The sequence below is a fragment of the Rhizobium sp. BK251 genome (genome assembly GCF_004345245.1).
Taxonomy (GTDB): domain Bacteria; phylum Pseudomonadota; class Alphaproteobacteria; order Rhizobiales; family Rhizobiaceae; genus Rhizobium.
On record NZ_SLUQ01000018.1, the window covers coordinates 16,344 to 39,718 of the forward strand.

Genomic DNA, 23,375 nt, shown 5'->3' on the forward strand with positions numbered 1-23,375 from the left:
GAAATTGAGACGATACAGACTGAAGGCTACTGGCTGCGGTCGCTATATGGTGCCGGGAAAGGAGATTGCCAATGCAAGACCAACTCACGCTGATAAATGCGATCCGGGTCCAGAAGGCAAAATACTGTCGCTTCGTGGACACAAAGAGATGGGACGATCTAGCCGATCTTCTCGTGGAAAAGCCCAAGTTGCGCTTCTTCGGTCCTGACAGCACGCTGCTCTATGGGTTCGACTCGACGGCGGAATGGATCCAGCTCATGAGGAACTACCTGGACGGAGCTCACACGATCCACCAGGTGCACAACGGCGAGATCGAGATCATCTCGGACAGCGAGGTCCGTGCGATCTGGTCGATGGAAGACTATCTCATTCTCGCGGAAGGCGGCGATCGCCCCGCATCGATGCACGGCTACGGCCACTATCACGAGACCTGGCGGTTCGTGGGCGGACGCTGGCGCCTGGCCGAACTCGAGCTCCGACGAACCATTCTCGAAATCAAGCCGAGGCAGCAGCTCCAATAGCCCGCTCGCCAGTTAGACCCGGCGCTGTCGGCGCTCATCCGGACAAGGGATAAGCACCCATCCCGCGAACGCCTCCGCGGCACGCCACCCTGAATTCAGCAACACCACCATCATCCATCAAACCGCGGTCGCGAGCGCGTCCGCAGGAAGGAAACCTGTGAGCACTAAAACCTGGTTCATTACCGGCGCGTCGAGCGGGCTCGGAGCGGCCACCGCCAACGCGGCTTTGCGCGCCGGCTATCGCGTGGCGGTTACTGCGAGGGACAAGGCGCGTCTCAAGACGCTGGCCGAAGCGCATCCTGATGCCGTGCTGCCGCTATCGATGGATCTCACCAAGCCATCGGAAATCAAAGCCGCCATTGCAGCGGCAGAGGAATGGCATGGCGGCATCGACGTTCTCATGAACAACGCCGCCCTCGGTTATAAGGCTGCCATTGAAGAAGGCGAGGAACACAATATCCGGACGCTGTTCGACACCAATGTCTTTGGCGTCGTGAACACCATCCAGGCGGCTCTGCCCGGCATGCGTGCCCGAGCAAGCGGCACGATCATTAACGTATCGTCGACGGCGGGCGTCGTCTCCATGCCGGGACTGGGCTACTACAGTTCGTCTAAGCATGCATTGGAAGCTGTTAGCGACGCACTGTACGTAGAGGTCGCACCGCTTGGCATCAAGGTGGCGACCATCGAGCCGGGCGGTTTTCGCACCGGTATCGCCGGGCGCAATCTGCTGAGCCCCAGGATCGAAGCCTACGACGCCACGGCACACAAGATCATGGATATCCTGACCGCCGAAAACGAGGACGCCTACGCGCCCGGCGATCCCGTTCGCATGGCCGAAATACTCGTCGAGCTGGTGAAGTCCGGCGACATGCCCCGACAGCTCATCATGGGCGCCGACAGTTGGACGGCAATCATGACCAAGCTCGATGCATTGCGCGCCGAGTACGAGAAGTGGAAGGACGTCTCGTACAGCACCTATTTCTCTGGACGCGGCTGACTGCATAGCGCGCCGAAGGCCGGTCCCGGCAAGGGATGGGCTTCCATTGCCCGGCGACCGGACCCTCAGGAACGTCCGGCGTCCCGGAAGATCACCATCATCCTTTATCCAAGTGAGATCACATGGTCGCCAGAAGACCCAAAGGACTCAGCCGAGCCATCGCCGCTGTTGCGCACAAGATACGCGATAGCCTGATGCCGGGCGTCATAGAACTCAATCCTAAACGAGACTCTGGCAAGGATACCGATACGCCAACAGACGCCGGCCAACTGAACCCACTCGATGCGGCCGGCATGGCACAACTCATCCTCAGGTCGTCGTTCTGTCCCACGCATCCATCCGTTCTATGCTCGGTTCCGACGCCGCTAGGCTGACAGGACGACAGCCCCATCCACGAATCCGACTTGGAGATTGACAGGCTCGAATCTTGCCCGTGTCGGCCGAACTGTCAGGATTGAATTGCGACGCGGGGCCTATATGCCCGAAGGAAGACAGAATGAAAGAACTGATCGCGACCGCAGCAATCGCCGGCCTGCTCACCTTGCCCATCACAGAAACCGGCTCGGCGACACAATTTCCGATCACGGCCGAGACCTCGTCGGCAGCCCCAGAAACGGTAAAATTCTTCAATGAGTATTTCAGCGCAAAGAGCCGACATGACGCCTCGGCCACGATGGAATATTTCTCCCCAAATTTGCTCACCTATACCGATGCGGTTCTCGGCTGGCCTCTCGATGGATTCGACAGCTTGAAATCCGTCTTTGCAGAAGCCATGCCCAAGTGGGGTTCGGGACAGTCCTATCCATTTCGCATCATCGGCGGCCCGGACAGTGCTGTTGTCGCCTTCATCGACACGCCGGAGCTGTTTGGCGGTGAGATTCGTTTGCTTGGTGCTGTCGATTTCCAGGACGGCAAGATCGTACGCTGGGTCGACTACTGGGACAGCACCGGCTTCCCGACTGAGGCCTACCACGCGATGCGCACCCCGCCGGAGAAGTTTCCCACCGATCTCAAAGAGCGGAGCATCAGCGACAACGCGGCGCCCGAAATAGTCAAAACTGCAGAGACACTTCAGCAATCGCTCTCAAAAGGCGATCCGCGCCCGCTGGACGAACTGCTGTCCTATGATGTCGTCTACGAGGACCTCGCACTGCGCACGCAGCTGCTCGGACGCGACGCGGTGGTCCGATATCTCAACCGAGTCTCCCAAGTCGCACCCTTCGCCAAGGACTCAGTGTTGCTGCACGTCGTCGGCGGAAAGAACGGCGGCGGCTATGAATGGCTCGGCAAGGACATCCGCGGAATTACTGCGATCGAGCTGGACGTCGCTGGCAAAGTGGCACGCATTACCCATGCGTATGACGGAAGGCTGCTGTCCCCTGACCGTCACAGGGAATTTGTGGGCTTATCAGCCGAACAACAGTAGGAGCGATCGCATCCGGACTCGATTTGATGGATCGGAGGCGGCACGGTCATGTTGCCTCCGAGTTCATCGGCCCCATCGACCGACAGCTTTCTGTAATTGTCCCTACCAGCTCGAAGCCGTAGATTCCTTGTATCGATCAAGGCGAGCCATTGGATTTCTTCGAAGGCTGACTGACCAAACCCCGATATCAATGGTCGGCGATCATCAGGACCAGAAATGAGACGAGAACCGGCGTGCCGGCTCCCTGATGCCCCGATTACCTATGGACTAGAGGTCGCTACGGCGCCGGACCTCATCAAGCTTCACCATTTTATCTGGTGCGATCGAACCCAACGAGAAGGAAAATTCATGTCTGAGAAAATGCGCGCCCTTGTCGTGACCCGTCCTGGTGGACCGGAAGTGCTCGAGGTCCACGAAGTCGATCGCCCGAGGCTCCGCGATGACCACGACGTCCTGGTCCGGGTGAAGGCCGCGGGCATCAATCCGGCAGACTGGCAGAACCGGAAGAGCGGAGCGGTCTATGACGGCGATGGCGAAACCAGCAGAGCAAAAACAATCCTGGGTATCGACGGCGTAGGCGTCGTCGAGGAAACGGGTTCGCTTGTCAACAACATCCGGGTCGGTGACGAAGTCTGGTACATCGACGGCGGATACGCCGGAAACCCCGGCAGCTATGCCGAGTACAAGGTGGTGCGAGGCGACTATGTAACACCAAAGCCCAAGACACTCGGTTTTGCTGAGGCCGCCGCCCTGCCCGTCGTCGCACTGACTTCATGGGAAGCTGTCTTCGACAAAGGCCACATCGGCCATGGGGATCACGTTCTTGTCCACGGTGGCGCCGGCGGCCTCGGGCACATTGCCATCCAATACCTCGTTCTGATCGGCGCGAAGATCGCAACGACAGTCTCTACGGATGCCAAGGCAGATCTCGTGCGCAAGCTTGGCGCGGAACTTGCGATCAACTATCGCAGCGAGAGCGTCGAGGGCGCGCTGTTGAAATGGCGCGGCGCTCCGGGCGCGAAAGTCGTGTTCGACTTTGTTGGACACGCAAACTTCGCCGAGAGCTTCAAGCATACGGCCGACTACGGCAGGTTGGTCAACACTGTCGTCTCGGACTGGCCAAGCGACGGCAACGGGCTTGCCGAATGGAAGAACATGGAAATCGGCTTCGTAAACATCGGTCTTCCCCAGATAAGCCGAAACCATGACCTTCGCCTTCGCCAGATCGAAATCCTGAAGAACGTTGCAGAGCTGGTCGACTCCGGAAAGCTGCGACCACATATCGACCGGGTCGTTCCTTTCGAGGGCGTCGCCGAGGTCCATCGCGCGCTGGAAGCCGGCGAGACCCTGGGACGCTCCGTTCTCGTTATCGGCGACAATGATGAAACATCAGAGTGCGCTCCACCGAATACCGACTTGATTTTAGGCCTCAGCCTAACCAGCCGAGGTCCGCGCAGAATTCAACGCAGTGCCGTCGAAATGCGATCGCAAAGGGCCGGAGGCCCTGCGCCACAGCCGCCCCTCCCCCAAGTTCCGTAAACAGGAAAAAACCCAATGTCACATCATCTGGATTCGCCGCTCGCACGGCAGGACATCCGCCTGGACATTACAGATCTCTACGTTTTCCGGGGTGAGGTCGGGACCGCCTTCGCCATCAACGTCTGCCACTCGATCTTCGGCCCCATTCCGGCGCCGGGATATCACCCCGAAGGCATGTATGAATTCAAGGTCGACCTCGACGGTGATGCCATCGAGGACATCACTTATCGCGTGACCTTCGATGAGCTAGATGCGGAAGGCCATCAGCGCTTCGTCCTGCGCAGGATAGATGGTTCGGATGCGGTGGATCCCGACGCGCAGGGCACCATTCTAGCGCAAGGCGTGACGGGCGAGACGACCACGCTGCCCTCCGGCCTGCGCATATGGGCGGGCAAGGCAGGCGATCCCTTCTGGATCGAGCCCGACGTACTGCACGCAGTCGGCCACGCATTTCAGGACGGCACGAAGATCGACCTGTCTGGTTGGGATCCCGCCAAGGCGAAGAACCTGTTTGCAGGCCACACCGTCTATTCGATCGTTCTGGAAGTGCCGGACAGAGAGCTCGTCGACAGCGCTACCGCCGATAAGAAGGTCGGCATATGGGCCGTCGCGACGCTCGCGACCGATGCCGGCGGTTGGCGATCCATCAATAGGATTGGACTGCCGATGATCCACCCGCTCTTCACCCAGTTCAACGAGGACCTGGGCAATCGCCTCAATGCCGGGCGGCCCGCCGACGACTTCGCCACATACGGCGAGGTCGTCACTACGGCGATCGCGGGCGTGGTGGCTGCCAACGGGACGGCCGAAGACCCTCGTGGCTATGCTTCAAGAGTTGCTCGCCGCTTCTTCCCGAACATCCTGCCCTACGCGGTTGGAACGCAGGCCGTCTTCGGTTTCGCCGAATGGAACGGTCGCTCCCTGATCGACAACACGCCCGACGTGATGTACTCGATTGCTGCAAGCGCACCGGTGCACCAGGGTATCGGCAAGGAATCTGTCACCGCCAAGCCGTCAGAGACCTTTCCCTACGTTCCCATCCCAGACTGAGATCCAAGGTCACTGCCATACTGCCCGCGCCATACGTTGCCGAGAAAATGTCCGTCATGGTCCCCGCCTTGCCCCGATGAATGTCAGAACGACGTACGTCGCTTGTGCTTGCCGACGATCTGGCGCGGCCGCGAGCGCGTGACGTATGATTTCTCCCATTCTCGCGTGGTTCACACCATGATCGACGCGGGCCGATTTATGCACGGCCACGAGATCGAGCGCGGGCAAGACGATGATCTACTGCCCTCCGAATCCGCTAGCGTAAAACATGGGCACGTTGGTGCTGATGCTGTCGCCAGGGGCGTTTGCGGCGGCAGTCACCCAGAGATAGCCGTATCCCTTCCCTTCCCCGATTTCGGAATGGGGTTGGGTGCTTTCGTGAACCCACTTCGCGGGGACGAGTTGTGTGTCTCCCCATCGACCGCCTCGGAGATACAGTAGTCCGACACGAGCGAGGTCGCGCGTCGACAAGCGCATCTTGTAGACAGGGTGCTTCGATTCTGGGCCGTAGTGAAAATGGCCATCATCCTGGCTGTAGTCTTGCATCGAAAGAGGGACCTCGACGCGCGACGCGAACGCCTCGAATACCGTCTGTCCTGTTTGGCGCTCCAAGATGGTTCCACGGACATTGAAGTCCCAGTTATTATAGAACCAATGGGTCCCAGGCTTGTGACTTCCTCTCGGCGGGCGTCCCTCGTCGGTATCGTAGACCGAGGGCAGATAGACGCCTGATCTGGCTTTCAGGAGGTCAAGCACCGTCGCGGTCTTCTCCATTGCCGTCAGGGGCACAATGTCATTGATCTCCAAATCCGCCAGGGTATCGTTTGGATTGATCCTGCCTTCAGCGTGTAAATTCCGTACAGGATGTTGATCAGGCTCTTCCGCACTGATGCCACACTGGATTTGCAGGCAACGTCGCCCCATTGGAAAACGACGTGGCCCGCGTCGATGATCATGAGTGCTGTCGAGCGGCCATCCGCCAAATCTCGGGCAAGGCTGGCAAGATGCGCTGATGACCAGCCAGCGTCTCCCGGCTTCAGTTCATCCCACTCGGCGCCAGGAACGATCCTGTCCTTCCCAGCTATAGAAGGTTGGTTGCTCATCACTTCTCCAGTCGAATCGCGACAACCGAGGGCGTGTTGACGATCGGATCAAAAGAAGTGATGCGCAACAGTGCGTTGACTGTTGCTCCGCTGATAACGGTGGGAAGCCTTATTCCGGCATAAAACAGATAAGCCAACGCGACCTAGAGCAGGCCAGTCAGAAGACCAACACCCACCGTCGCAGCGATGCCGCCAGCCGAATGCGTGACAATTCGGCCACCGCTCTCGCCAGCCTTGCCGATGAGAAAACCGATTGCGATCCCGACAACGTGCAGGAGCGCGGTCGCGACCATGAAGCCTGCAGCATAGGCCACTCTACCTGCATCTTCGGGCACTTCGGCACCATGGGCATGTCCGTGAAAAATCGCAAACAAACCGGCGATCCCCATCGCCACCGTGACTGGCGCCTTGGTGCCGAGCGCTACAATCGCGCCAAGAACGATTACCGAGAGAGCAATGCCAGTCTCGCCGAAGGGTACCGCCACGCCCATTACCCCCAGGGCGCCACCAATGGCCATCACGAACACGAATGTTGATGGCACGAGCCATAACGCTCGCCCACCGAGCTGAAACGCAAATACCCCGACCATCACCATAGCCAGGATGTGATCCAGGCCTGAGACGGGATGCCCGAATCCATGAATAAAACCCGTCGTTTCACCCACGCCCGTGTGAGCGAAGGCAAGCGTTGGGACAGCAAGTGCAGCAAGAACCGAGGCACCAAATTTCATCATTTTCAGGGTCATGACTCTCGTTCTCCTTCCGCGAGTTAGGCGAGAATCGCATGGTGCGCAGTAAGGCGAAAGATAGAAGAACATATAATGCGTTGCTCGATGCAGGCCGTTCCCGCCCGGAAAAAGTGGCCGGTCGAGCTGGCATCTTCCACGGACAAGAGCTGCCCATGGTGCGTCAAATCTCCCTCCACGCGATCTCGCTCTTGGCTTCCGCTTCAAATCATTTGTCTTATCGTAGCAAATGCCACCAACGTCGTCGGTCGTCCCCTAACGGACGTCACGACCTGGTCGCTAATGAGGAATTTGACAGATATAATTTCGGGGTTCATGACCAAAACACCCTTCGGCGGTCAGAGCGCGTAATGGATCGGATTTTCATTGTAGGTAATGGCGGAAGTGGCAAGACCTGGCTTGCAGAGGAGTTGGCGGCCAAGCTCCAGCTTCCGCTTACTCATCTAGACGATTTCCACTGGTTACCGAGTTTCGCGGGAGAGCGCCCGCGTCACGAACGTGATCGGCTCGTGGCTGAAGCCGCAAACGGTTCCTCTTGGATCATTGAGGGCGTCTATGGCTCAATCCTCAAACAGGTCTTTTCGCGTGTAACTACGCTGATCTGGCTCGACGTCGCCGACGATGAGTGCATTTCAAATCTGATGCAACGAGGCCAAATGGGTGGGGAAACACCTGAGCAGTTCGAAGAGCTGTTGAAGTACACTCGGGGTTACCGCCTCAGACGAAACCACCTGAACTCCTTTGAAGGCCATCAATGGTTCTTCGAGCAGCATCCACATCGTAAGTATAGACTGTCGAGCAGATCCGAAGTCGCCAATTTCCTGGCCAGAGCCTGATAATAATCTTTTTGCGGGCATGATTGCTTTCGGCCGATTGCGGACATAGAGGATTCGATTGCCGAAAGACGGCTTCGCGCCTCCATAGTGGTCATCGGGTCGCCGATCGCTGTCGCTGCAAAGCGGACATTACGCAGTGCCAACACGAGCCTTCTTTGTGCCATGAGCAGTTATGGCGCATCAGCGGGTGGTCTGATAGCGCAGTGCCTCGCTCCAGGACTTGCGTGTCGTCATTGCCTAGCGACCAACGGCTGGTACCGGCGCCGGATAGGCCTTCGCGAGCGCCTTCAGGCCGTCCTGGATCGCCTTGTCGACATCTGGAGCCAAGTTGGCCTTCCCATGGCCGATCGCATAGGGATGGTCCGGCTGACCGACCGTCTCCTGATTCTGCCAGCCCAATATGGCCCAGCCATGTTCGAGCTGGCCGCGGATCCGCGCGATGTCGGTCTTGACTATATGGAATGCGTTGCTGGGCTGATCGGGGATCGTCGTGATCGGTGCGATCCGCAGTTTCATTTGCAGGTCCTGCCAGGCCGGCTCGCCGAGTCTGGTTTCCATTGCGGCCATGACCTCGGCCTGGTTCGCACCGCCAACGTTGCCCGTGTAGATGCCGGCGGAATAGGCCTTCATGAGGTCGCGCGTTTGCCCCTCATTGGCGGAATAGATGATTGCGACGCCCGGGAATCCTGCCGTGAGGAGCTCTCTGCCCTTCGTCAGGATTTCAACGGCTTGCTCGTCGGGGGTCAGCCCTCCATCATTCAGCGTCACCTGATAGTTCAATGGAAAATTGATGAATGCACCCGTCGACATAGGCTTCTCCTCCTTCGACCCGTAAGCCTCGTGGGCTTGCACCGCTCGCGCAAGATGCGCCATCACATGCTGGGCTGGACGATCTCCCGCCGGAGCTTGACAAAAACATGATCGGGAAGCTTTCCGGTGGCCGGATCGCTGAGGTAGCCCCTCCCGTCGGCCTCCTGATGGTCGGTGCCGATCATCGGCATCTTGAGGGTGACGACCTCGAAGCCGTCATCGTGGCCGATCAGAACCGAATGCCTGAGATTGACGGTCAGCACCACGCCGCTTTCGGCCGACGTCGCCGTGTCGGCGACGAGGGTGCAGGTCAGGTCCTCCGCACCCGGAAGCATCGAGTTGGCGCTAACGTTGTGCGCATTTACGGCTTTTCGGTAATAGGAATTGTTCGCGGCCACGACTGCGTTCCCATAGGGGGCCCAGAAAATTGTCCCATAGGGGGCGGTACTGGTGAGGGCCGGGCCTATCATTTGCGCACTTGCATGGAACCGGACGATCTTCGGCGACCAGTCGGTGTCGGGCAGTGCAGAGATTGGCGTGCCGATCTTGTGTTGTCGACGCTGGTAGTCGAGGAAATGCTGGCGCAGCAGGTACCACATGAAGGGCGCCCGGACCTGGTCGATCTCGGCAAGGGGATCGGCACTCCAGGCGAAGAGAACCGGGTTTAGCAATTCGTTCGCTGGTCGAAGATCGAGGAAAATCGGCGCGGGGGAATGCTCCTCGCCGACGGAGTATTCGTGCAGGTCTTGGTTATTTATCGAATTCGTGAAATCGGTGCCCCATGTAGATGTCACAGTCGCATTGCCGCCGCCGGTGACGCCATCGAACGCGGCGCTCGCCTTCACTTTCAGCTTGGTGGTGTGCTCGACGAGGTACCCTTCGGTCTGCTCCTTCAGAATCGTCTTGAGGGACTTCACCGTGCCAAAGGTCGCGGCGTTGGCGTAGTGTGACCCGTGGTTTTTTTCGAAGTTGGTCCAGTCATTGTCGGATAAAGTCGGCTTGGCGGTCTTCGGATCGGCGCCCCGCGCCACGAGCGTCGCCGCTTCGACTACGCTCGGCAGGAGCTGCAAGAGCTTTTCCGACAGCAATCGCGCATAGTCCTCATCCAGCGTGAGATTGGCCGGATCCCTGAGCAGTGCATATTTCTTGAACGTCTCGGCGCTCTGGGTGTAGCGGAACTCCTGACCGCTCTTTTCTTCGGTCTTGTTCTCCTCCGTGTCGCTGAAGCTGGCGTTGATCGCGCCTTCGATTCCACCCTCGAGCCCGATCGTGCGCGCCGTCGACTCGCTGTGCTGGTTGGTGCTGGCGACGATCAGGGTGGACGAGTTCTTCTGGCCAGCCTCAAGGCTCGAATAGATCGTTCCGAGCGGAACGAATTTGCCATCCCCGGCGGGGGATTTTTGGAAATCCTGGGACTTCAGTTCCGGGTACTTGAAAATGACCGGACCGGACATCGATTGGCCGTGCCAGGATCCCGCCTTCGTGCTGGTCATCACCCCTTGGGTGAGATCAACCCCGACCGGCAGATAGCCGACGAACACGGCGTCGGCATGTGGATAGCTCGTGACGAAGATCCCTCCCCAAGTGTCGCCACTGTCCACCTTGGGATCTTCCGGGCGTGGTTGCGCTGCGGCGCGCTCTAGTGAGATCTCAAATGCAACGGCACCCTGATCGCCGAGCTGACCCCAGGTGAGGCTGTTTCCGTCATCGGCCCTGATGTATTCCAGGGGCCGGGCGGGGAGATTTGTTGGAAGCTGCGGCGGCGCTTTCCCGAGACCCACGATCGGTTTGGCGTCGACCGTCGGGGTGCCGGACGCCATCGGGCATCCCGTATCTCGGAAGCATGCGGGAACGGCTGCGTCTTTCGGAGCCCGCAATGCAAGATTAGGTGGGATCGAGAGCGTAAGGTCGTCAGTTCCCCCGAGAGCCGCCGCAGTGCCGTAGAATGTAAGCCAGTGGTTGTACGTCACCCAGGCACCTTGAAATGCGCCGTTTGACGTTTGGAAGTCATCACTCCACGCGAAGCTGGCCATCTCTCCCGCTTCGTTGAAAATGTAGAGCATCTGGCAATCGGGATAGAGATCAGATGCTTGGGCGCCCGCGGACGCCGCCGGGTCGGCCGGGGCCGACGCGTGCGCCAGTCGAAGGTAGATGCTCCGTGTATAGGTTCCGTGTGTCGCGGGGTCGCCGAGTGCAGGATCGGCAATCTCGGCAACTCCCTGCGCCCAGAGCCCGCTGATGTCCTGGCGTGAGTGTTTGGTGGGCATGCGAATCTCCCCCTCCCGTAACGGGCCATCGCCTCGTGTCTCGGTATCTGACAGCTTCGATAATCGTCCCGACACGCCGGCCATTTTGGCCGCCCCCATCCATCGGGCCTCAACCCCATTGTCTCGCAGTCGCTATGGACGCGCAAGCTGTCATGCGGCATAGTGTCGCGATAATTGGGTGGCGGCCCGATGTCACACGTTGGGCACCGTTCGGAGGTGGAACGACGTGAACACCTACCTGGAAGCACTTCTCACCACGACCAGTGGTCAAAGGGTAATGGCCGCCGCCGAGAAGTACTTCTCGGGGGCCGACTTCAGCGACCTTTCGGCGAAGGACCTGGGCGACTGGCAGAATCGCGTGTTCTCTGACGTGAGGAAGGCCTATCCGGACGCAGTGAAGGACGCGTCCAACCTTGTGAACGCCGCCTTGAACGCCTGGCTCAAGCAGCCGAGCAACATGCCGGCCACGGGTCAACTGTTGCAGCAGTTCGAGGGTCTGGCAGACGAGATCATGCAGAACCCTGCTCCGCCGAAATACATGGACGACGCGAAAGAGTTCAAGGCCGCCTGCTTCTCCGCCATGGCCACAATGGCGCTGGCCACTGAGAACGCGTCGAAGACAATCCCACGAACGGACGCGATCGCAACCGTCATCAGCCGGGCTCGCGCGGCCGTGACCTGCGACGAATATGTCGAGCGCTTCGGTGACATGCCAAGTACCGCCCGCATCGGCAAGGACGAGAAACCTTCCGACTACTGGGCGTCGATGATGAAAGACGTCGCACCGTTCAGCGACAAGGACAACCAGAAGATCCTCAGCAGCCTGCGTACGATTGAGCAGTCGACCAAAGTCGACGTTATCGCGGACGCGCTGGATCAGCTGGTGGAAAGCATGCAGGCCGTCACGAAGGCAAACCTTGAGCCCGGCCTCTCGGGCAGGGCCGAGATGGTGTTCGCCGAGGCGATGCGGTCGGACAAGGTGATGCCTGGAGGTGCCTACCGTAGCGACCAGCCGAACAGCCGCAAGTCGGTCCCGCTCACTTCCAGCGAGTCCGCCGAGATGCAGCAGTCCATTGATCAGGCCGATGCCGAACGGAAAAAGAAAGAGATTAGCGACCCCACCGGGCCTGGGCGCTAGTTGGCTGCCGAGGCGCGCTTTTCCGTCTCAGACTCGGTCGCCCCGCCAAATCGATCACGCGACAGTATCTCCTTTGGGCCGAAAGCAGAGTGGCTTTCGTCCGGAATGCGTGTTGGCTCTCCTAACAGCGGACGGTCGGCCATCGACCCCAATTTGGACGTCGCTTTTGCGTGAACTCACGATGTCGGTTGGGCGCAAAGCAGACATCCGAACCCGCCAATCGGGCATACGGCACGCCTCGCAGAAACTAGCGTCTCAATGCCGTACTGTGATCAGAACCGTTCACGGTGGCCCAGGATCGACGTGCACTTCAACCGGAAAAGACTTGAGGGGAGTGTCAATGCGACCGGATTGGCGCGTGTTCCGCGACAGTACGCCGGGTGGCGAAGACACTATGAATGTTGGCACGGCGCGGGCCGGATCAGTGCCATGCCCAGGACGTTCGCCGCCGCACCCTGATTTGTTCCGGCAGCTACTTGTTTGGGTCGCTGGGAAACCTCTTTTTCAGCGTTTCTCTACGCTTTCCTTGAGACACAATCTTGTGACCAACATTGGCCAACTCGAATCCTTCTTTTGACAGCGCTTCGCCGAACGTTTCGTTGTCGTCCACCGCTTTTTCCGATCGAACCAACCTCGCGGACTTTGCCTACATCGTGCTTTCCACCTTGTGGCATCCTAGTCTCCATTCTCGACCGCTCGCTGTCGTTTAATTCTTTCCCGCTCCGGCACGAAAGATCAGACTCTGCCTGCTGCTGCAGCGTTTCGCAACGCCTACACCGCCGGATTTACTGAATTGGTGAGCACGAGCCTGCTGCGGCACGGTCCGCAATTAGGTGCGACGACGTATCGGGAGAAGTCGTCAAGCACGGTGGAGAGATAGAACCAGCCCCGACCGATGACCTTCAGATAGGTTAAGTCGGTTGCCAGAGCTGGTTGGGCCGCGTTGTCTTGTCCTGGATTCGCCACTGCGCGCACGGTGGCTATGCCGTTCCTCCGTCTGGGAGCAGGCAGTCCGCTCTTGGCCCCGAGTCCGTCATCTATCGCGAGCGAGCACGACGACCGCTTTTGACTGCGCAAAGCGGCCAAACGTGAAGAACGCGTCCTCCTGATCCCCGCCACAGGGGTGGTGGCGTTTGCCCAGGTACAACACTGCGGATGGTTTTCTGGCTCACCCTCGACCGACAGCTTTCTATAATTGTCCCTACCCTCCCGGCGATCTAAATTCTTCGTATCGATACAGGCTGCCGGCACGCTCGAAATTCTGCAGGATTTCCTCGAAGGCGAACCGGTCCGATACGAACACATGATAGTCGATGCCGGCACTCTCGCCCGGACCGACGTTACCTCCTGCAAGCTTGCTGAACTCTTCCCAATCCGCCGTCGACGCGCGAAGGCGATCGCCAGTGCTCGCCATTCTGGCGTCGTGCTTGTCGCGTCGACGATCCAGTCAAAGAGGATGCAACATGACCAATGAAGCAGGCATACAGCCGATCCGCGGAACCAGAGGTGCCAACGATCCCGGCCCGCGCAATCAGATCCTCGACCTGCAGAACCCCGATGTTTTCATTCCTCCGGAAACCGACAACGGTTCGCTGCCGAACCTGAAGTTTCCATTCGCCCTGGCGCACAATCGCCTGGAAGACGGTGGCTGGGCACGCGAGGTCACGCTTCGCGAATTCCCGGCTTCGAAATCCATGGCTGGCGTCAACATGCGCCTCGGCCCAGGCGTCGTGCGCGAACTGCATTGGCACAAGGAAGCCGAGTGGGCCTATATCCTGCAGGGAACAGCGCGGCTGACCGTGGTCGATCCGGACGGCAACCTCTCCATCGACGATCTGAAACCCGGTGACATGTGGCTGGTACCGTCCGGCATCCCGCACTCTATCCAGGGCATGGAAGACGGAACCGAATTCCTGCTGGTCTTCGACGACGGCAATTTCTCCGAAAACGAAACGCTGCTGATCACCGAATACATGGCCCACACACCGCCCAGCGTGCTGGCGAAGAACTTCGGCGTGGATGCCGAGCATTTCGCCAATATCCCGAAGTCGGAGAAGTACATCTTCCGCCAGCCAGTGCCGCAGCCGCTTGAAGTCGTGCGGAGCCAATTGCCCGACAGCCCGCCGCCGCAGCCCTATGTCGTGCACGCGTCCAAGATAGAGCCGACGAAATATAGCGGCGGCACGGTCAAGACCGTCGACTCGCGCACTTTTCCGGTGACCAACCTGTCGGCGCTGATCATCGAGATCGAGCCGGGCGGCATGCGCGAAATGCATTGGCACCCCGATGCCGACGAATGGCAGTACTATATCGAAGGCGAAGCCCGGATGACCGTGTTCGACGCGACGTCGAAGGCACGCACCTTCAACTACCGCGCAGGCGATGTCGGCTTCGTGCCCAAAACGCTGGGGCACTACATCGAAAACATCGGCAGCACACCGGTTCGCGTGGTCAATGTCTTCAACAGTCGGCTCTGCACGGACATCTCACTCAACCAATGGCTCGCTCTGACGCCTCCCGAGCTGGTTCGGGGCCATCTCAACCTCGACGACACTGTGATGAAGGCCCTGCGGCCTGGCGTGCGGGCCGTCGTTCGCTAGTCGAGCCGGGAGATTTTCCTGCGCGTGCGTCTCGCCCCTGCGGCCGCGCCTACGCCCAGTTCATTGTCGGCCCGACCGACGCAGATTTTGAAACGGAGACTTTCGTGACCATTGATCTTTTCCTACCCATGACCCGCAGGCAGGCCTTGGTTGCGGGAGCCACTCTGTCCGCTGCCATGGCGATACCCGCATTTGCAGCGGAAGAAACGAACCTCAACACACCCGAAGGAGCAAGCCAGATGGCTCAGGAATTTGTAAGGACGAAGGACGGCGTTGAAATCTTCTACAAGGATTGGGGTCCGAAGGACGCGCAGCCCATCCACTTCCATCATGGTTGGCCGCTGTCCTCTGACGACTGGGACGCCCAACTGCTCTTCTTTGTCTACAAGGGCTATCGGGTCGTCGCCCATGACCGGCGCGGACACGGCCGGTCCTCTCAGGTAAGCGGCGGCAACGATATGGATCACTATGCCGCCGACGCATCAGCCGTGGTTGAACATCTCGATTTGCGCAACGCAATCCATATCGGCCACTCCACCGGCGGCGGCGAAGTCGCCCGTTATGTCGCGAGGTATGGCCAGCCGCAGGGCCGCGTCGCCAAGGCCATCCTGGTCAGCTCGGTGCCGCCGCTGATGCTCAAGACTGCTAGCAATCCCGACGGCACACCGATCGAGGTCTTCAACGGTTACCGCGAGGCGCTCGCCGCAAACCGCGCCCAGTTCTATCTCGACGTGGCCTCCGGTCCGTTCTACGGCTTCAACCGTCCGGGTGCGAAAGTCTCGCAGGGCATCATCTACAACTGGTGGCGTCAGGGGATGATGGGCGGCGCCAAAGCCCACTACGAAGGCATCAAGGCCTTTTCAGAGACCGACCAGACCGATGACCTCAAGGAATTCAGGGTACCCACGCTGGTTACCCAAGGCAGCGACGACCAGATCGTGCCTTACAAGGACGCCAGCCTGCTTCAGGCGAAGCTGATCAAGAACAGCACCCTGAAGATCTACGACGGTTACCCGCATGGAATGCTCACCACGCATGCCGACGTCCTCAATCCGGATCTACTCACCTTCATCAAAAGCTGACGCGCGGAACGGTGGCGGCAAGCACTTTGGTCCAGGAACTCGAGCAGCAGCACCGATCGAACGGCGACCGTCGGGCAGGTCGGACGATTGCCCCCGCCCGACGGTAGAATAGCGCGGCCTCCGCATCATCAGCGGGGCCGCGCGACTTCATAGGTGGGCCAGCGCTCGCAGAGCTTTTTGCTTTACGATTGGAGTCACCTCCAAAGCCCTTATTTCGGGAAGCGTAGTCCAGGTGAAAAGAGGAGCATCATGCCCAAGTATCACATTGGAGATCACGTCACCTGGAACTCGGAAGCGGGATATGTCAGCGGCCGGATCGTGACCATCCACGAGAAGGATTTCACCTTCAAGGGGTACACCCACCACGCCTCCAGCCAGGAACCGCAATATGAAATCAAGAGCGATAAGACCGATCACATTGCAGCCCACAAGGAGAGTGCGCTCTCCCGAATGTAACTTTACGAGGTTCTTCTTCATCGAAATCCGCAACGAACACCCCTCATTTGAACACTGCTGCAATATCCGCCATCGGCCGGAACAACTTCATCGGCTGATCCGGAAACGGCAAAAAGCTCTCGCGTTCATAGAAGCGCTTCGCACTCTCGTCCTTGGCGTCCACAATCACCGCAAAGGATGCGATCTCGCTGCGCACTGCCCGGTAGAGCGCATCCGCAAGGAGAAACCGGCCGTATCCTCTTCCCTGGTAGCGCCGGTCGACGGCAAGACGACCCAGCAATGTCGCCGGGATCAGAGGATAGCGCGGCAGCTTGCGGACAACGCCCTCCGGTAGTTCCGGAAGCCGCACCGCCGTCGACGAAAGCGTGTAGTATCCGGCGATGCTGCCGTCTTGCAGCACGAGGACAAACGGCGCCGCCATCTTCTTTTTGGCGTCCTGACCGGCCTGCGTCTGGAAATATCGATCGAGCGACTCTACACCGCTTTCAAACCCCGATCGCTCATGTTGCGGGCCGAGAACCTCGACCCGCATGATGTCGTCCGTTCCCCCCCCACCCCTCAGACGCCTGTTCTCTCACGATAGCGTCGTACAGTGTCCCGCAGCCGCTCGTTGACCGGTCGTGGCTCGACCAGAGCCTGGACGAACGCCTGGCTGTCCCGCACCGAAAGCTCCAGATGCTGGTGTTCCTCGATGGCGCGCCGCGCCGCATCCTGTAAGCTCGTCAGAACGAAATCCGTGACCGAGCGGCCCTGCAAGGCGGCGGCATGCTCGATCAGGCGCTTCTGGTCAGCAGTCACGCGCGTCTCGAGGCGCTCCCCTCGGACGCGGCTGGTCGTCGACCTCTTTGCTGATTCAGCCATTTTTCCAATCTCCAATCCACCATATCGATGTACGGCCAATGGCCGGAAAAATCAAGATACAGGAGGTCAGCCAACACGATGGCACCGCTGGCATGTCCACGGAGGGGGAGCCGCTCGGTTCATTGATTGGATGCAGACCCAGAAAGCTGGTGCGACATGCTGGCAGACGATACAGCGAGGCTGAGGCGGAGCAAACCTGGGCAGCGCCATGCCTTGTTCTAGTTCCCTACTCACGGCCTCTGGCGTCGGAGGCGGCTCAAGCGCGTTACATCCCAAAACCACGCAGGCATCCGATATTGGCGACCTGCGTGAAATCAAACCCTATGCCTTGAAAGGCCCGGATTTCTCGGAAAGTGCTGCCAAGTCCTCGACAAGCCGTACGGGCACATCCATGCGCTCATGCAAAATGCTCATCACACCGAGGTCGCCATTATCGAGTTCCCGGAAGAATACATAGTGATGCTCGTAGCGACTGAAATACGCCTCGCGCCTCACATCGGCAGGAACGGCAAGACGTTGCGGGAGCTTGCGCCATATCGCCTTGTCCTCGCACAACCGCTGCAAATGGCTATGCAAGCCAGTGATGTAAGTCACCGCCTGCTTCTCACCCCATTTCTCAACGGTATCCCGCCAGATCTTGTCCTGAGCGGCGTCCGCCCGCGGATAGAACCGATATGCAACCATTTCTAGCCGCACTGGTTGCGACGGATAACATCCTTGGCTGTGACCGTGGCAAATTCACTGTCATCGGCCCGCATGGCCGATGCAAGCTCCTTTTGGAGCGCATCCCACGCTTCATCACGGGTTTGCAGGTCGCGGCGGATCAATGCGCGAATGTATTCGCTGGCGTTCTCATAAAGGCCATCGTCGCCAATCTGCTGCTGGATGTGATCTTGCAGCGCACCGCTGACCTTAACATGAATGCTACCTGACGCCATCGGCACTATCCTTTAACTACAACCTAATTGTGGGGTGCGTAGCACATATTGTCAATATTCATCACGAAATCGACCACCGAGCGTCGCGCCCTACGGCCGGGCTTACTCCCATGGCTCCGTTCGTAGCGGTGCGACATCAGTTAGCACAGCAATTCCGCCCCGGTCTTGGACAGTGGGACGAAGCCCTTTTGACCGATGATGGCAGCTTATCTCCGACCATTCCTCAACTTCAAGCTCCCAGTCCCCTGCCCCAGGACCCTCGATCTGAAACCTCCTCGCGGCGCCTAATCACGACCTCGAAGCCAGGGATGTCGCGCTTGAGCTTGGGGCAGGCTCAATCCTTGGGCTCCATCGCATCGCGCAATCCATCACCTACGAAATTGACGGCGAGAACCGTGAGCAGAATGCAAAGACCGGGTGGAATAGCCAGCCAGGGTGCGGTCCCCAACCATGAGCTTGCGCTATTGAGCAGATTGCCCCAGGTGGGCACCGGTGGCTGAATGCCAAATCCCAGAAACGACAGTGCCGATTCCAGCATGATAGCGCTGCCGACGGCGAGTGTCGCGGCGACCGTGATCGGCCCGATGGCATTGGGCAGGATGTGGCGAAACATCAGCCGCGCATTTCCAGCGCCTAGCGCGCGTGCAGCCTCGACGAATTCACGTTCGCGGAGCGCCAGGAACTGGCTGCGGACCAGCCGGGCCGTCCCCATCCAGATCAGGCCCGCGACAATCGCGATGAGCACGACCGGCCCCGGGCGAAATAGCCCCGACAGCAGCAGGATCATCGGCAAGGTCGGGATCGACATCATCACGTCGGTGAAGCGCATCAGGATGGTATCGACCCAGCCGCGATAGAAACCGGAAAGGGCTCCGACTAGAGTTCCGACAAAGGTCGCGAGAATAGCCCCGGCAAGTCCTACCGACAGCGAGATCCGTCCCCCATAGATCAGCCGTGTCAGGGCATCCCGGCCAAGTTCATCGGAACCAAGCCAGTGTTCAGCCGACATCGGGCCGGGCGAGCCAATGACGTTGAAGTCCTGATCGTCGTAGGCATAGGGCGACAACATTGGCCCGATGATCACGATCAGTGCCATCAGCGCGAGAATGATCAACCCCACGACCGCAAGCCGGCGTTTGAAAAAGCGACGGATTGCCCGGCGACCATAGCTTTGCGGTGGTGCCGCAGGCAGTGCGGCGGCAGTTGTATCAGCCATAGCTTATCCTTGGATCCAGCGCTGCATAGGCAAGATCGGCGATCAGATTGGCGGTGATGATCCCGACCGACCCCATCATCATCAGGCCCATCAGCATCGGATAGTCGCGCCCGTCCATGCTTTCCATGAAAAGCCGACCGATGCCTGGCCATGCAAAGACCGTCTCTGTAATGACAGCGCCGGAAATCACCGTCCCGAAATCGACGGCGATGACCGTAACGGCGGGGATCATGGCATTGCGAAGCGCATGGCGAAAGATAACGCCGAATGCTCCCTGCCCTTTGGCGCGGGCCGTGCGGATGTAATCCTGATTGAGAACATCGGCCATGCCGGAGCGGATGAAACGGCTCCAGCTTGCGATCGTTGCCAGCGACAGGACGGCCGCCGGCATCAGAATATGGGCCAGACGGTCGGGAAACGAGCCATCGCCGATCGACTGATAGCCTGCAGACGGAAGCCAACCGAGCTGGACGGAGAAAAGCAGTTGTAGCAGAAGTGCAAGCCAGAAGACCGGCGTCGATATGCCAGCAAAGGACGCAAGCGTTAGTGCATCATCGAGCTTCGTGCCGCGCCGGGTTGCACTCAGGATGCCGAGCGGGATGGCGATGACCAGCGAGATCAGCAGAGCTAGTCCGCCAAGTTCGAAAGTCGGCCGCATCCGCAGGAGAATTTCCGTAAGGACCGGGCGGCCCGTTCTGATCGAATAGCCCCAATCGCCGAGAATGATCGCCTTCAGCCACATAAGATATTGGATATGAACCGGCTGATCGAGACCGTAGGCCTTTGCGATCTGCTCCAGTGCCTCCTTCGAGACGGAAGGATTGTCCGCATAGACATCAAGCGGCCCGCCGGGGGCGAAATGCACGATGGTGAACAGGATTAGCGAAATGCCGAGCAGCAGCGGAATGGTGCCCAAAAGCCGTCGAAAGATGTAACCGAAGGTCATGCGCCTGCCTTAATCGACAATGAATACCTCCCGGCGGGGTGTGACCGGGAGGCATCTTGCTCGCTGCATAGAAGTTTAGCCCATGTACCACGCGCTGGTATCGACGAAATTCGTCATGTTGGTGGGATTCGGAACAAAATCCTTCAGCTTTTCGGTCTTGGCAATCAGCGCGACATTGGTGGTCAGCGGGATCGAAGGTACGTCATCAGCCAGAATCTTCTGGAATTCGGCCGCCGCCGCCTTACGCGCGGCCGGATCCAGCGTGCTCTCGAACTTGCCGAAGGCTTCGTCGAGCATGGGATTGGAATAAGACTGGCCGTTGTTGGCGCCGCCTGTTCCCCAGAACACTGAATAGACAGGATCGGCGGAGGTGATCCAACGGCCATAAATCAGATCGTAGCCGCCCTTGTAACGCGCCTCTCGGTAGGCGACGCCGGTCTTATTGTCAGCCATTGCCTCGATGCCGATCGCCTTTAACTGGGCGATGATAACCTGCTGCGCCAGCTCGTCGTCGGCCCGGCCGGCCTGGATCATGAAGGCGTAGGAAAGCCGTTCGGAGCCCTTTGCACGAACACCATCGGAACCGACAACATAGCCGGCGTCATCAAGCAGCTTCTTGGCGGCCTCAACATCATAGGCATATTCCGACGTGTTCGGATCGAAGAAATCGAACACCGGCACGACTGGCGATTTGATTGCCTCCGGAAAGCCGCCCTGCACCTTGATCAGCACGGTCCGGTCAAGCGCGTGGGCGATCGCCTTGCGCACATTGATATCGGCAAGTGACGGGCGCTTAAAGTTGAAGTCGAGGTGCTGCCACGACAGGAGCGGACCCTTGATAAGCTCGATGCCGGAAATCTGCTCGATCTGTTTCGCCTGATTGTAGGGCGACTGCACAACGAGATCGATTTCACCTGATTTCAGCTGGGTAATCAGCGTGTTGGTGTCGGGGATCATCTTGAAGATGATCTGGTCGAGATAAGGCAACTTGTCGCCGTTCGCGGCCTTGCGCCAGTAATCGTCGAAGCGCTCGGTGACGACGTACTGGCCTCGCTGGAATTCCTTGACCTTGAACGGCCCGGTGCCGATCGGCGTTTCATTGTAGCTCGATGTATTGAGGTCCGTACCTTCAAGCATGTGCTTCGGGAAGATGCCGAAGGTAAACAGGGTGGAGGCAAATGTCGGCAGGATGGCCTTGTAATTGACGACCACAGTCAGATCGTCCGGCGTGTCGATGCTTTCGACTGCCTCGGATCCGTCCTTGGATTCCGCCACGAACTTCGGATCCTTGACGGCTTCCCAGGTATACTTGACGTCAGCCGAGGTGAAGGGCTTGCCGTCATGCCATTTGACATCCGGGCGCAGCTTGTAGGTGATCTTCATCGTCTTACCGTCGGCAGCAACGACGATCCCGCCATTCTCCAGCGTTGGCACTTCCGTCGCCAGCACGGGGACGTATTTGGCGTGCGTGTCCGGTGCGAGAAGACCTTCGACGACGGCCGCTTGCGCGTCACCGAGGAAACCCGTCGAATAGACGTTCATAGTGTCGATTTCATAGGTCAGGCCAACCCGAAGCGTCCCGCCCTTCTGTTGGGCAAGGGCTGGAAAAGCGCGCAGGGTGGCAAAGGCGGCCGACCCGGCGAGGATGGTTTGAAGCGTTGCACGGCGTGTCAGATTCATGTCAGTTCCCCTTCAACTTATGGCGTTGAGTTTTCATGATCGTCTTTTGGCAGCCGGTTTTCCGGTCTTAGTATCCCAGTGACTTATCGACGAGGTGCGGTATCGCCTCGCCTCTTTCGAAACGCTGGATATTCGTGGCAATCTCCTGAACGGCGATATGCATATGGGTCGGCGCCGCCACATGCGGGCTGATCAGAATTTTCGGATGGTGCCACAGCGGATCGTTTTCCGGGAGCGGCTCGATGCGGAAGACGTCGAGTGCCGCGCCGCTTAGTTGACCACTATCGAGAGCATCGATCAGGTCCTGATCGACGACATGCGCGCCGCGTGCGCCGTTGATGAAGAATGCCCCCTTTGCCAATGCATCAAGCAGGCCTGCATCGACAATATTCTGTGTCTCCTTCGTCAGTGGGAGCAGATTGACCAAAATATTCGCACCGAATGCAGCCTCCAGAAGAGCGTCCGGCCCCGCGAACGAGCGCGCTCCCGGCACCTCCCGTCCTGTGCGACTCCAAACATTCGTCTTGAAACCGAGCGCGGCAAAGTTCCTTGCTGCCGGCGTTCCGAGCGCGCCCGCTCCCAGCACGGTGACCGTTCTCTCGTGCGCCAGTTTTTCCTGCTGTGGCTCCCACTTGAGGTCGCGCTGGAGCCGTTCGTAAAGGCGGATATTGCGATGCCAGGCCATGGCTTCGGCCAGCACCCATTCGGTCATGCCTCCGGCAAGGCCGTCATCTACCATCCTGACGATCGGCGTGTGGGCGGCGATCTCGCCGCTTTCCAGCAGATGCTCGATACCGGCATTGAGACTAAGAACGAGTTTGACTGGCCCGACTGATGCGATAACGCCCGGCGCCGGCCTGCCCACCACCATATAATCGATCGGAGCGTCACCGGCATTCGGCATGTCGATGAGTATCTCGTGTTGCGGCAGTGCCTTGCGAAACAGCTCTGCAAGCTGCTCCGGTTTTCCTCTGGAGCTGATCAAAATCCGTTTCATCCGATCACCATGCAGCCGAGCAACCGAGGCATGCAATCCCCGAAAATATTAGCTTTGTAAGCATTTAAAGTCATGAATATCCGTCCGCAAAAGTTGAGCAAAAAATCCGCAAAATGCCGATAAAAGCAGCATTTTCAAAGTGCCATCCATGCACCTGTCGTGA

The 23,375-nt window shown here is 59.0% G+C and carries 24 protein-coding genes and 2 pseudogenes; 10 read left to right on the top strand and 16 right to left on the bottom strand.

Annotated features, from left to right (window positions below):
* Positions 1-71 precede the first annotated feature (71 nt).
* The 5 genes and pseudogenes from EV286_RS30830 to EV286_RS30850 all read left to right on the top strand — a co-directional run bounded on the left by EV286_RS30830 (position 72) and on the right by EV286_RS30850 (position 5,536).
* The gene (locus tag EV286_RS30830; RefSeq protein ID WP_132961053.1) at positions 72-521 is read left to right on the top strand and encodes a nuclear transport factor 2 family protein; all 450 of its coding nucleotides are present in this window, start codon (positions 72-74) and stop codon (positions 519-521) included.
* Between the two features lie 157 nt (positions 522-678).
* Positions 679-1,521, top strand: coding sequence for an oxidoreductase (locus EV286_RS30835; RefSeq protein ID WP_207909954.1), 843 nt, complete (start codon positions 679-681; stop codon positions 1,519-1,521).
* A gap of 496 nt (positions 1,522-2,017) precedes the next feature.
* A complete protein-coding gene (locus EV286_RS30840; RefSeq protein ID WP_132961055.1) occupies positions 2,018-2,947 on the top strand; it encodes a nuclear transport factor 2 family protein in 930 nt (309 codons plus the stop codon).
* A 348-nt stretch (positions 2,948-3,295) separates the two neighbouring features.
* A pseudogene (locus tag EV286_RS30845) lies at positions 3,296-4,318 on the top strand (zinc-binding dehydrogenase); the annotation flags it as partial.
* Positions 4,319-4,501: 183 nt separating this feature from the next.
* Complete coding sequence (locus EV286_RS30850; RefSeq protein ID WP_132961057.1) at positions 4,502-5,536, top strand: DUF4331 family protein; 1,035 nt, start codon at positions 4,502-4,504, stop codon at positions 5,534-5,536.
* A gap of 237 nt (positions 5,537-5,773) precedes the next feature.
* Here EV286_RS30850 and EV286_RS32665 read toward each other — a convergent pair whose 3' ends face one another.
* The 3 genes from EV286_RS32665 to EV286_RS30860 form a co-directional block, all read right to left on the bottom strand.
* Complete coding sequence (locus EV286_RS32665) at positions 5,774-6,343, bottom strand: serine hydrolase (RefSeq protein ID WP_245500893.1); 570 nt, start codon at positions 6,341-6,343, stop codon at positions 5,774-5,776.
* A complete protein-coding gene (locus EV286_RS32670; protein WP_245500894.1) occupies positions 6,316-6,639 on the bottom strand; it encodes a hypothetical protein in 324 nt (107 codons plus the stop codon). Before EV286_RS32670 ends, EV286_RS32665 begins: the two co-directional genes overlap by 28 nt.
* Before the next feature lie 143 nt (positions 6,640-6,782).
* Positions 6,783-7,385, bottom strand: a complete 603-nt coding sequence (locus EV286_RS30860; RefSeq protein ID WP_132961058.1) for a HupE/UreJ family protein — start codon at positions 7,383-7,385, stop codon at positions 6,783-6,785.
* Between the two features lie 38 nt (positions 7,386-7,423).
* On the opposite strand from EV286_RS30860, the gene EV286_RS30865 reads away from it, so the two are divergent.
* Positions 7,424-8,221, top strand: coding sequence for a hypothetical protein (locus tag EV286_RS30865; RefSeq protein WP_132961059.1), 798 nt, complete (start codon positions 7,424-7,426; stop codon positions 8,219-8,221).
* A gap of 237 nt (positions 8,222-8,458) precedes the next feature.
* Here the strand turns inward: EV286_RS30865 and EV286_RS30870 are convergent, their stop codons facing one another.
* Together EV286_RS30870 and EV286_RS30875 are read right to left on the bottom strand one after the other, a co-directional pair.
* Positions 8,459-9,031: a hypothetical protein gene (locus tag EV286_RS30870; RefSeq protein WP_132961060.1), complete on the bottom strand. Its 573-nt coding sequence runs from the start codon at positions 9,029-9,031 to the stop codon at positions 8,459-8,461.
* A gap of 62 nt (positions 9,032-9,093) precedes the next feature.
* Entirely contained in the window at positions 9,094-11,382 is a 2,289-nt protein-coding gene (locus tag EV286_RS30875) for a hypothetical protein (protein WP_132961061.1), read from the bottom strand.
* 142 nt (positions 11,383-11,524) lie between these two features.
* On the opposite strand from EV286_RS30875, the gene EV286_RS30880 reads away from it, so the two are divergent.
* Positions 11,525-12,436 carry a hypothetical protein gene (locus tag EV286_RS30880; protein ID WP_132961062.1) on the top strand — a complete coding sequence of 304 codons (912 nt, stop codon included), beginning with the start codon at positions 11,525-11,527 and terminating at the stop codon, positions 12,434-12,436.
* Positions 12,437-12,908: 472 nt separating this feature from the next.
* On the opposite strand, the gene EV286_RS32205 is transcribed toward EV286_RS30880, so the two are convergent.
* From EV286_RS32205 to EV286_RS32210, 3 genes and pseudogenes are all read right to left on the bottom strand, one after another.
* Positions 12,909-13,046, bottom strand: a complete 138-nt coding sequence (locus tag EV286_RS32205) for a hypothetical protein (RefSeq protein ID WP_165933002.1) — start codon at positions 13,044-13,046, stop codon at positions 12,909-12,911.
* A gap of 224 nt (positions 13,047-13,270) precedes the next feature.
* A pseudogene (locus EV286_RS30885) lies at positions 13,271-13,392 on the bottom strand (DDE-type integrase/transposase/recombinase); the annotation flags it as partial.
* A gap of 245 nt (positions 13,393-13,637) precedes the next feature.
* On the bottom strand, positions 13,638-13,850 hold the full coding sequence (locus tag EV286_RS32210; RefSeq protein ID WP_165933003.1) for a hypothetical protein: 213 nt from the start codon (positions 13,848-13,850) through the stop codon (positions 13,638-13,640).
* 49 nt (positions 13,851-13,899) lie between these two features.
* Between EV286_RS32210 and EV286_RS30895 the strand changes: the two genes are divergently transcribed.
* The 3 genes from EV286_RS30895 to EV286_RS30905 all read left to right on the top strand — a co-directional run bounded on the left by EV286_RS30895 (position 13,900) and on the right by EV286_RS30905 (position 16,574).
* Positions 13,900-15,036 carry an oxalate decarboxylase family bicupin gene (locus tag EV286_RS30895; protein WP_132961064.1) on the top strand — a complete coding sequence of 379 codons (1,137 nt, stop codon included), beginning with the start codon at positions 13,900-13,902 and terminating at the stop codon, positions 15,034-15,036.
* A gap of 128 nt (positions 15,037-15,164) precedes the next feature.
* Positions 15,165-16,118 carry an alpha/beta hydrolase gene (locus tag EV286_RS30900; RefSeq protein WP_165933004.1) on the top strand — a complete coding sequence of 318 codons (954 nt, stop codon included), beginning with the start codon at positions 15,165-15,167 and terminating at the stop codon, positions 16,116-16,118.
* A gap of 249 nt (positions 16,119-16,367) precedes the next feature.
* Complete coding sequence (locus EV286_RS30905; protein ID WP_207909955.1) at positions 16,368-16,574, top strand: DUF2945 domain-containing protein; 207 nt, start codon at positions 16,368-16,370, stop codon at positions 16,572-16,574.
* A 43-nt stretch (positions 16,575-16,617) separates the two neighbouring features.
* Here EV286_RS30905 and EV286_RS30910 read toward each other — a convergent pair whose 3' ends face one another.
* The 8 genes from EV286_RS30910 to EV286_RS30945 form a co-directional block, all read right to left on the bottom strand.
* Positions 16,618-17,106 carry a GNAT family N-acetyltransferase gene (locus EV286_RS30910; protein ID WP_132961065.1) on the bottom strand — a complete coding sequence of 163 codons (489 nt, stop codon included), beginning with the start codon at positions 17,104-17,106 and terminating at the stop codon, positions 16,618-16,620.
* 26 nt (positions 17,107-17,132) lie between these two features.
* Positions 17,133-17,435 carry a DUF1778 domain-containing protein gene (locus EV286_RS30915; RefSeq protein ID WP_132961066.1) on the bottom strand — a complete coding sequence of 101 codons (303 nt, stop codon included), beginning with the start codon at positions 17,433-17,435 and terminating at the stop codon, positions 17,133-17,135.
* Between the two features lie 321 nt (positions 17,436-17,756).
* Positions 17,757-18,119: a type II toxin-antitoxin system RelE/ParE family toxin gene (locus EV286_RS30920; RefSeq protein ID WP_132961067.1), complete on the bottom strand. Its 363-nt coding sequence runs from the start codon at positions 18,117-18,119 to the stop codon at positions 17,757-17,759.
* 2 nt (positions 18,120-18,121) lie between these two features.
* Positions 18,122-18,373, bottom strand: a complete 252-nt coding sequence (locus EV286_RS30925) for a transcriptional regulator (protein ID WP_132961068.1) — start codon at positions 18,371-18,373, stop codon at positions 18,122-18,124.
* 334 nt (positions 18,374-18,707) lie between these two features.
* Positions 18,708-19,589, bottom strand: a complete 882-nt coding sequence (gene opp4C, locus EV286_RS30930; RefSeq protein ID WP_132961069.1) for an oligopeptide ABC transporter permease — start codon at positions 19,587-19,589, stop codon at positions 18,708-18,710.
* Positions 19,582-20,535, bottom strand: a complete 954-nt coding sequence (locus EV286_RS30935; RefSeq protein ID WP_132961070.1) for an ABC transporter permease — start codon at positions 20,533-20,535, stop codon at positions 19,582-19,584. Before EV286_RS30935 ends, opp4C begins: the two co-directional genes overlap by 8 nt.
* 75 nt (positions 20,536-20,610) lie before the next feature.
* Positions 20,611-22,215, bottom strand: coding sequence for a peptide ABC transporter substrate-binding protein (locus tag EV286_RS30940; protein ID WP_132961071.1), 1,605 nt, complete (start codon positions 22,213-22,215; stop codon positions 20,611-20,613).
* Between the two features lie 67 nt (positions 22,216-22,282).
* A complete protein-coding gene (locus EV286_RS30945) occupies positions 22,283-23,212 on the bottom strand; it encodes a glyoxylate/hydroxypyruvate reductase A (protein WP_132961072.1) in 930 nt (309 codons plus the stop codon).
* Between the last annotated feature and the right edge of the window lie 163 nt (positions 23,213-23,375).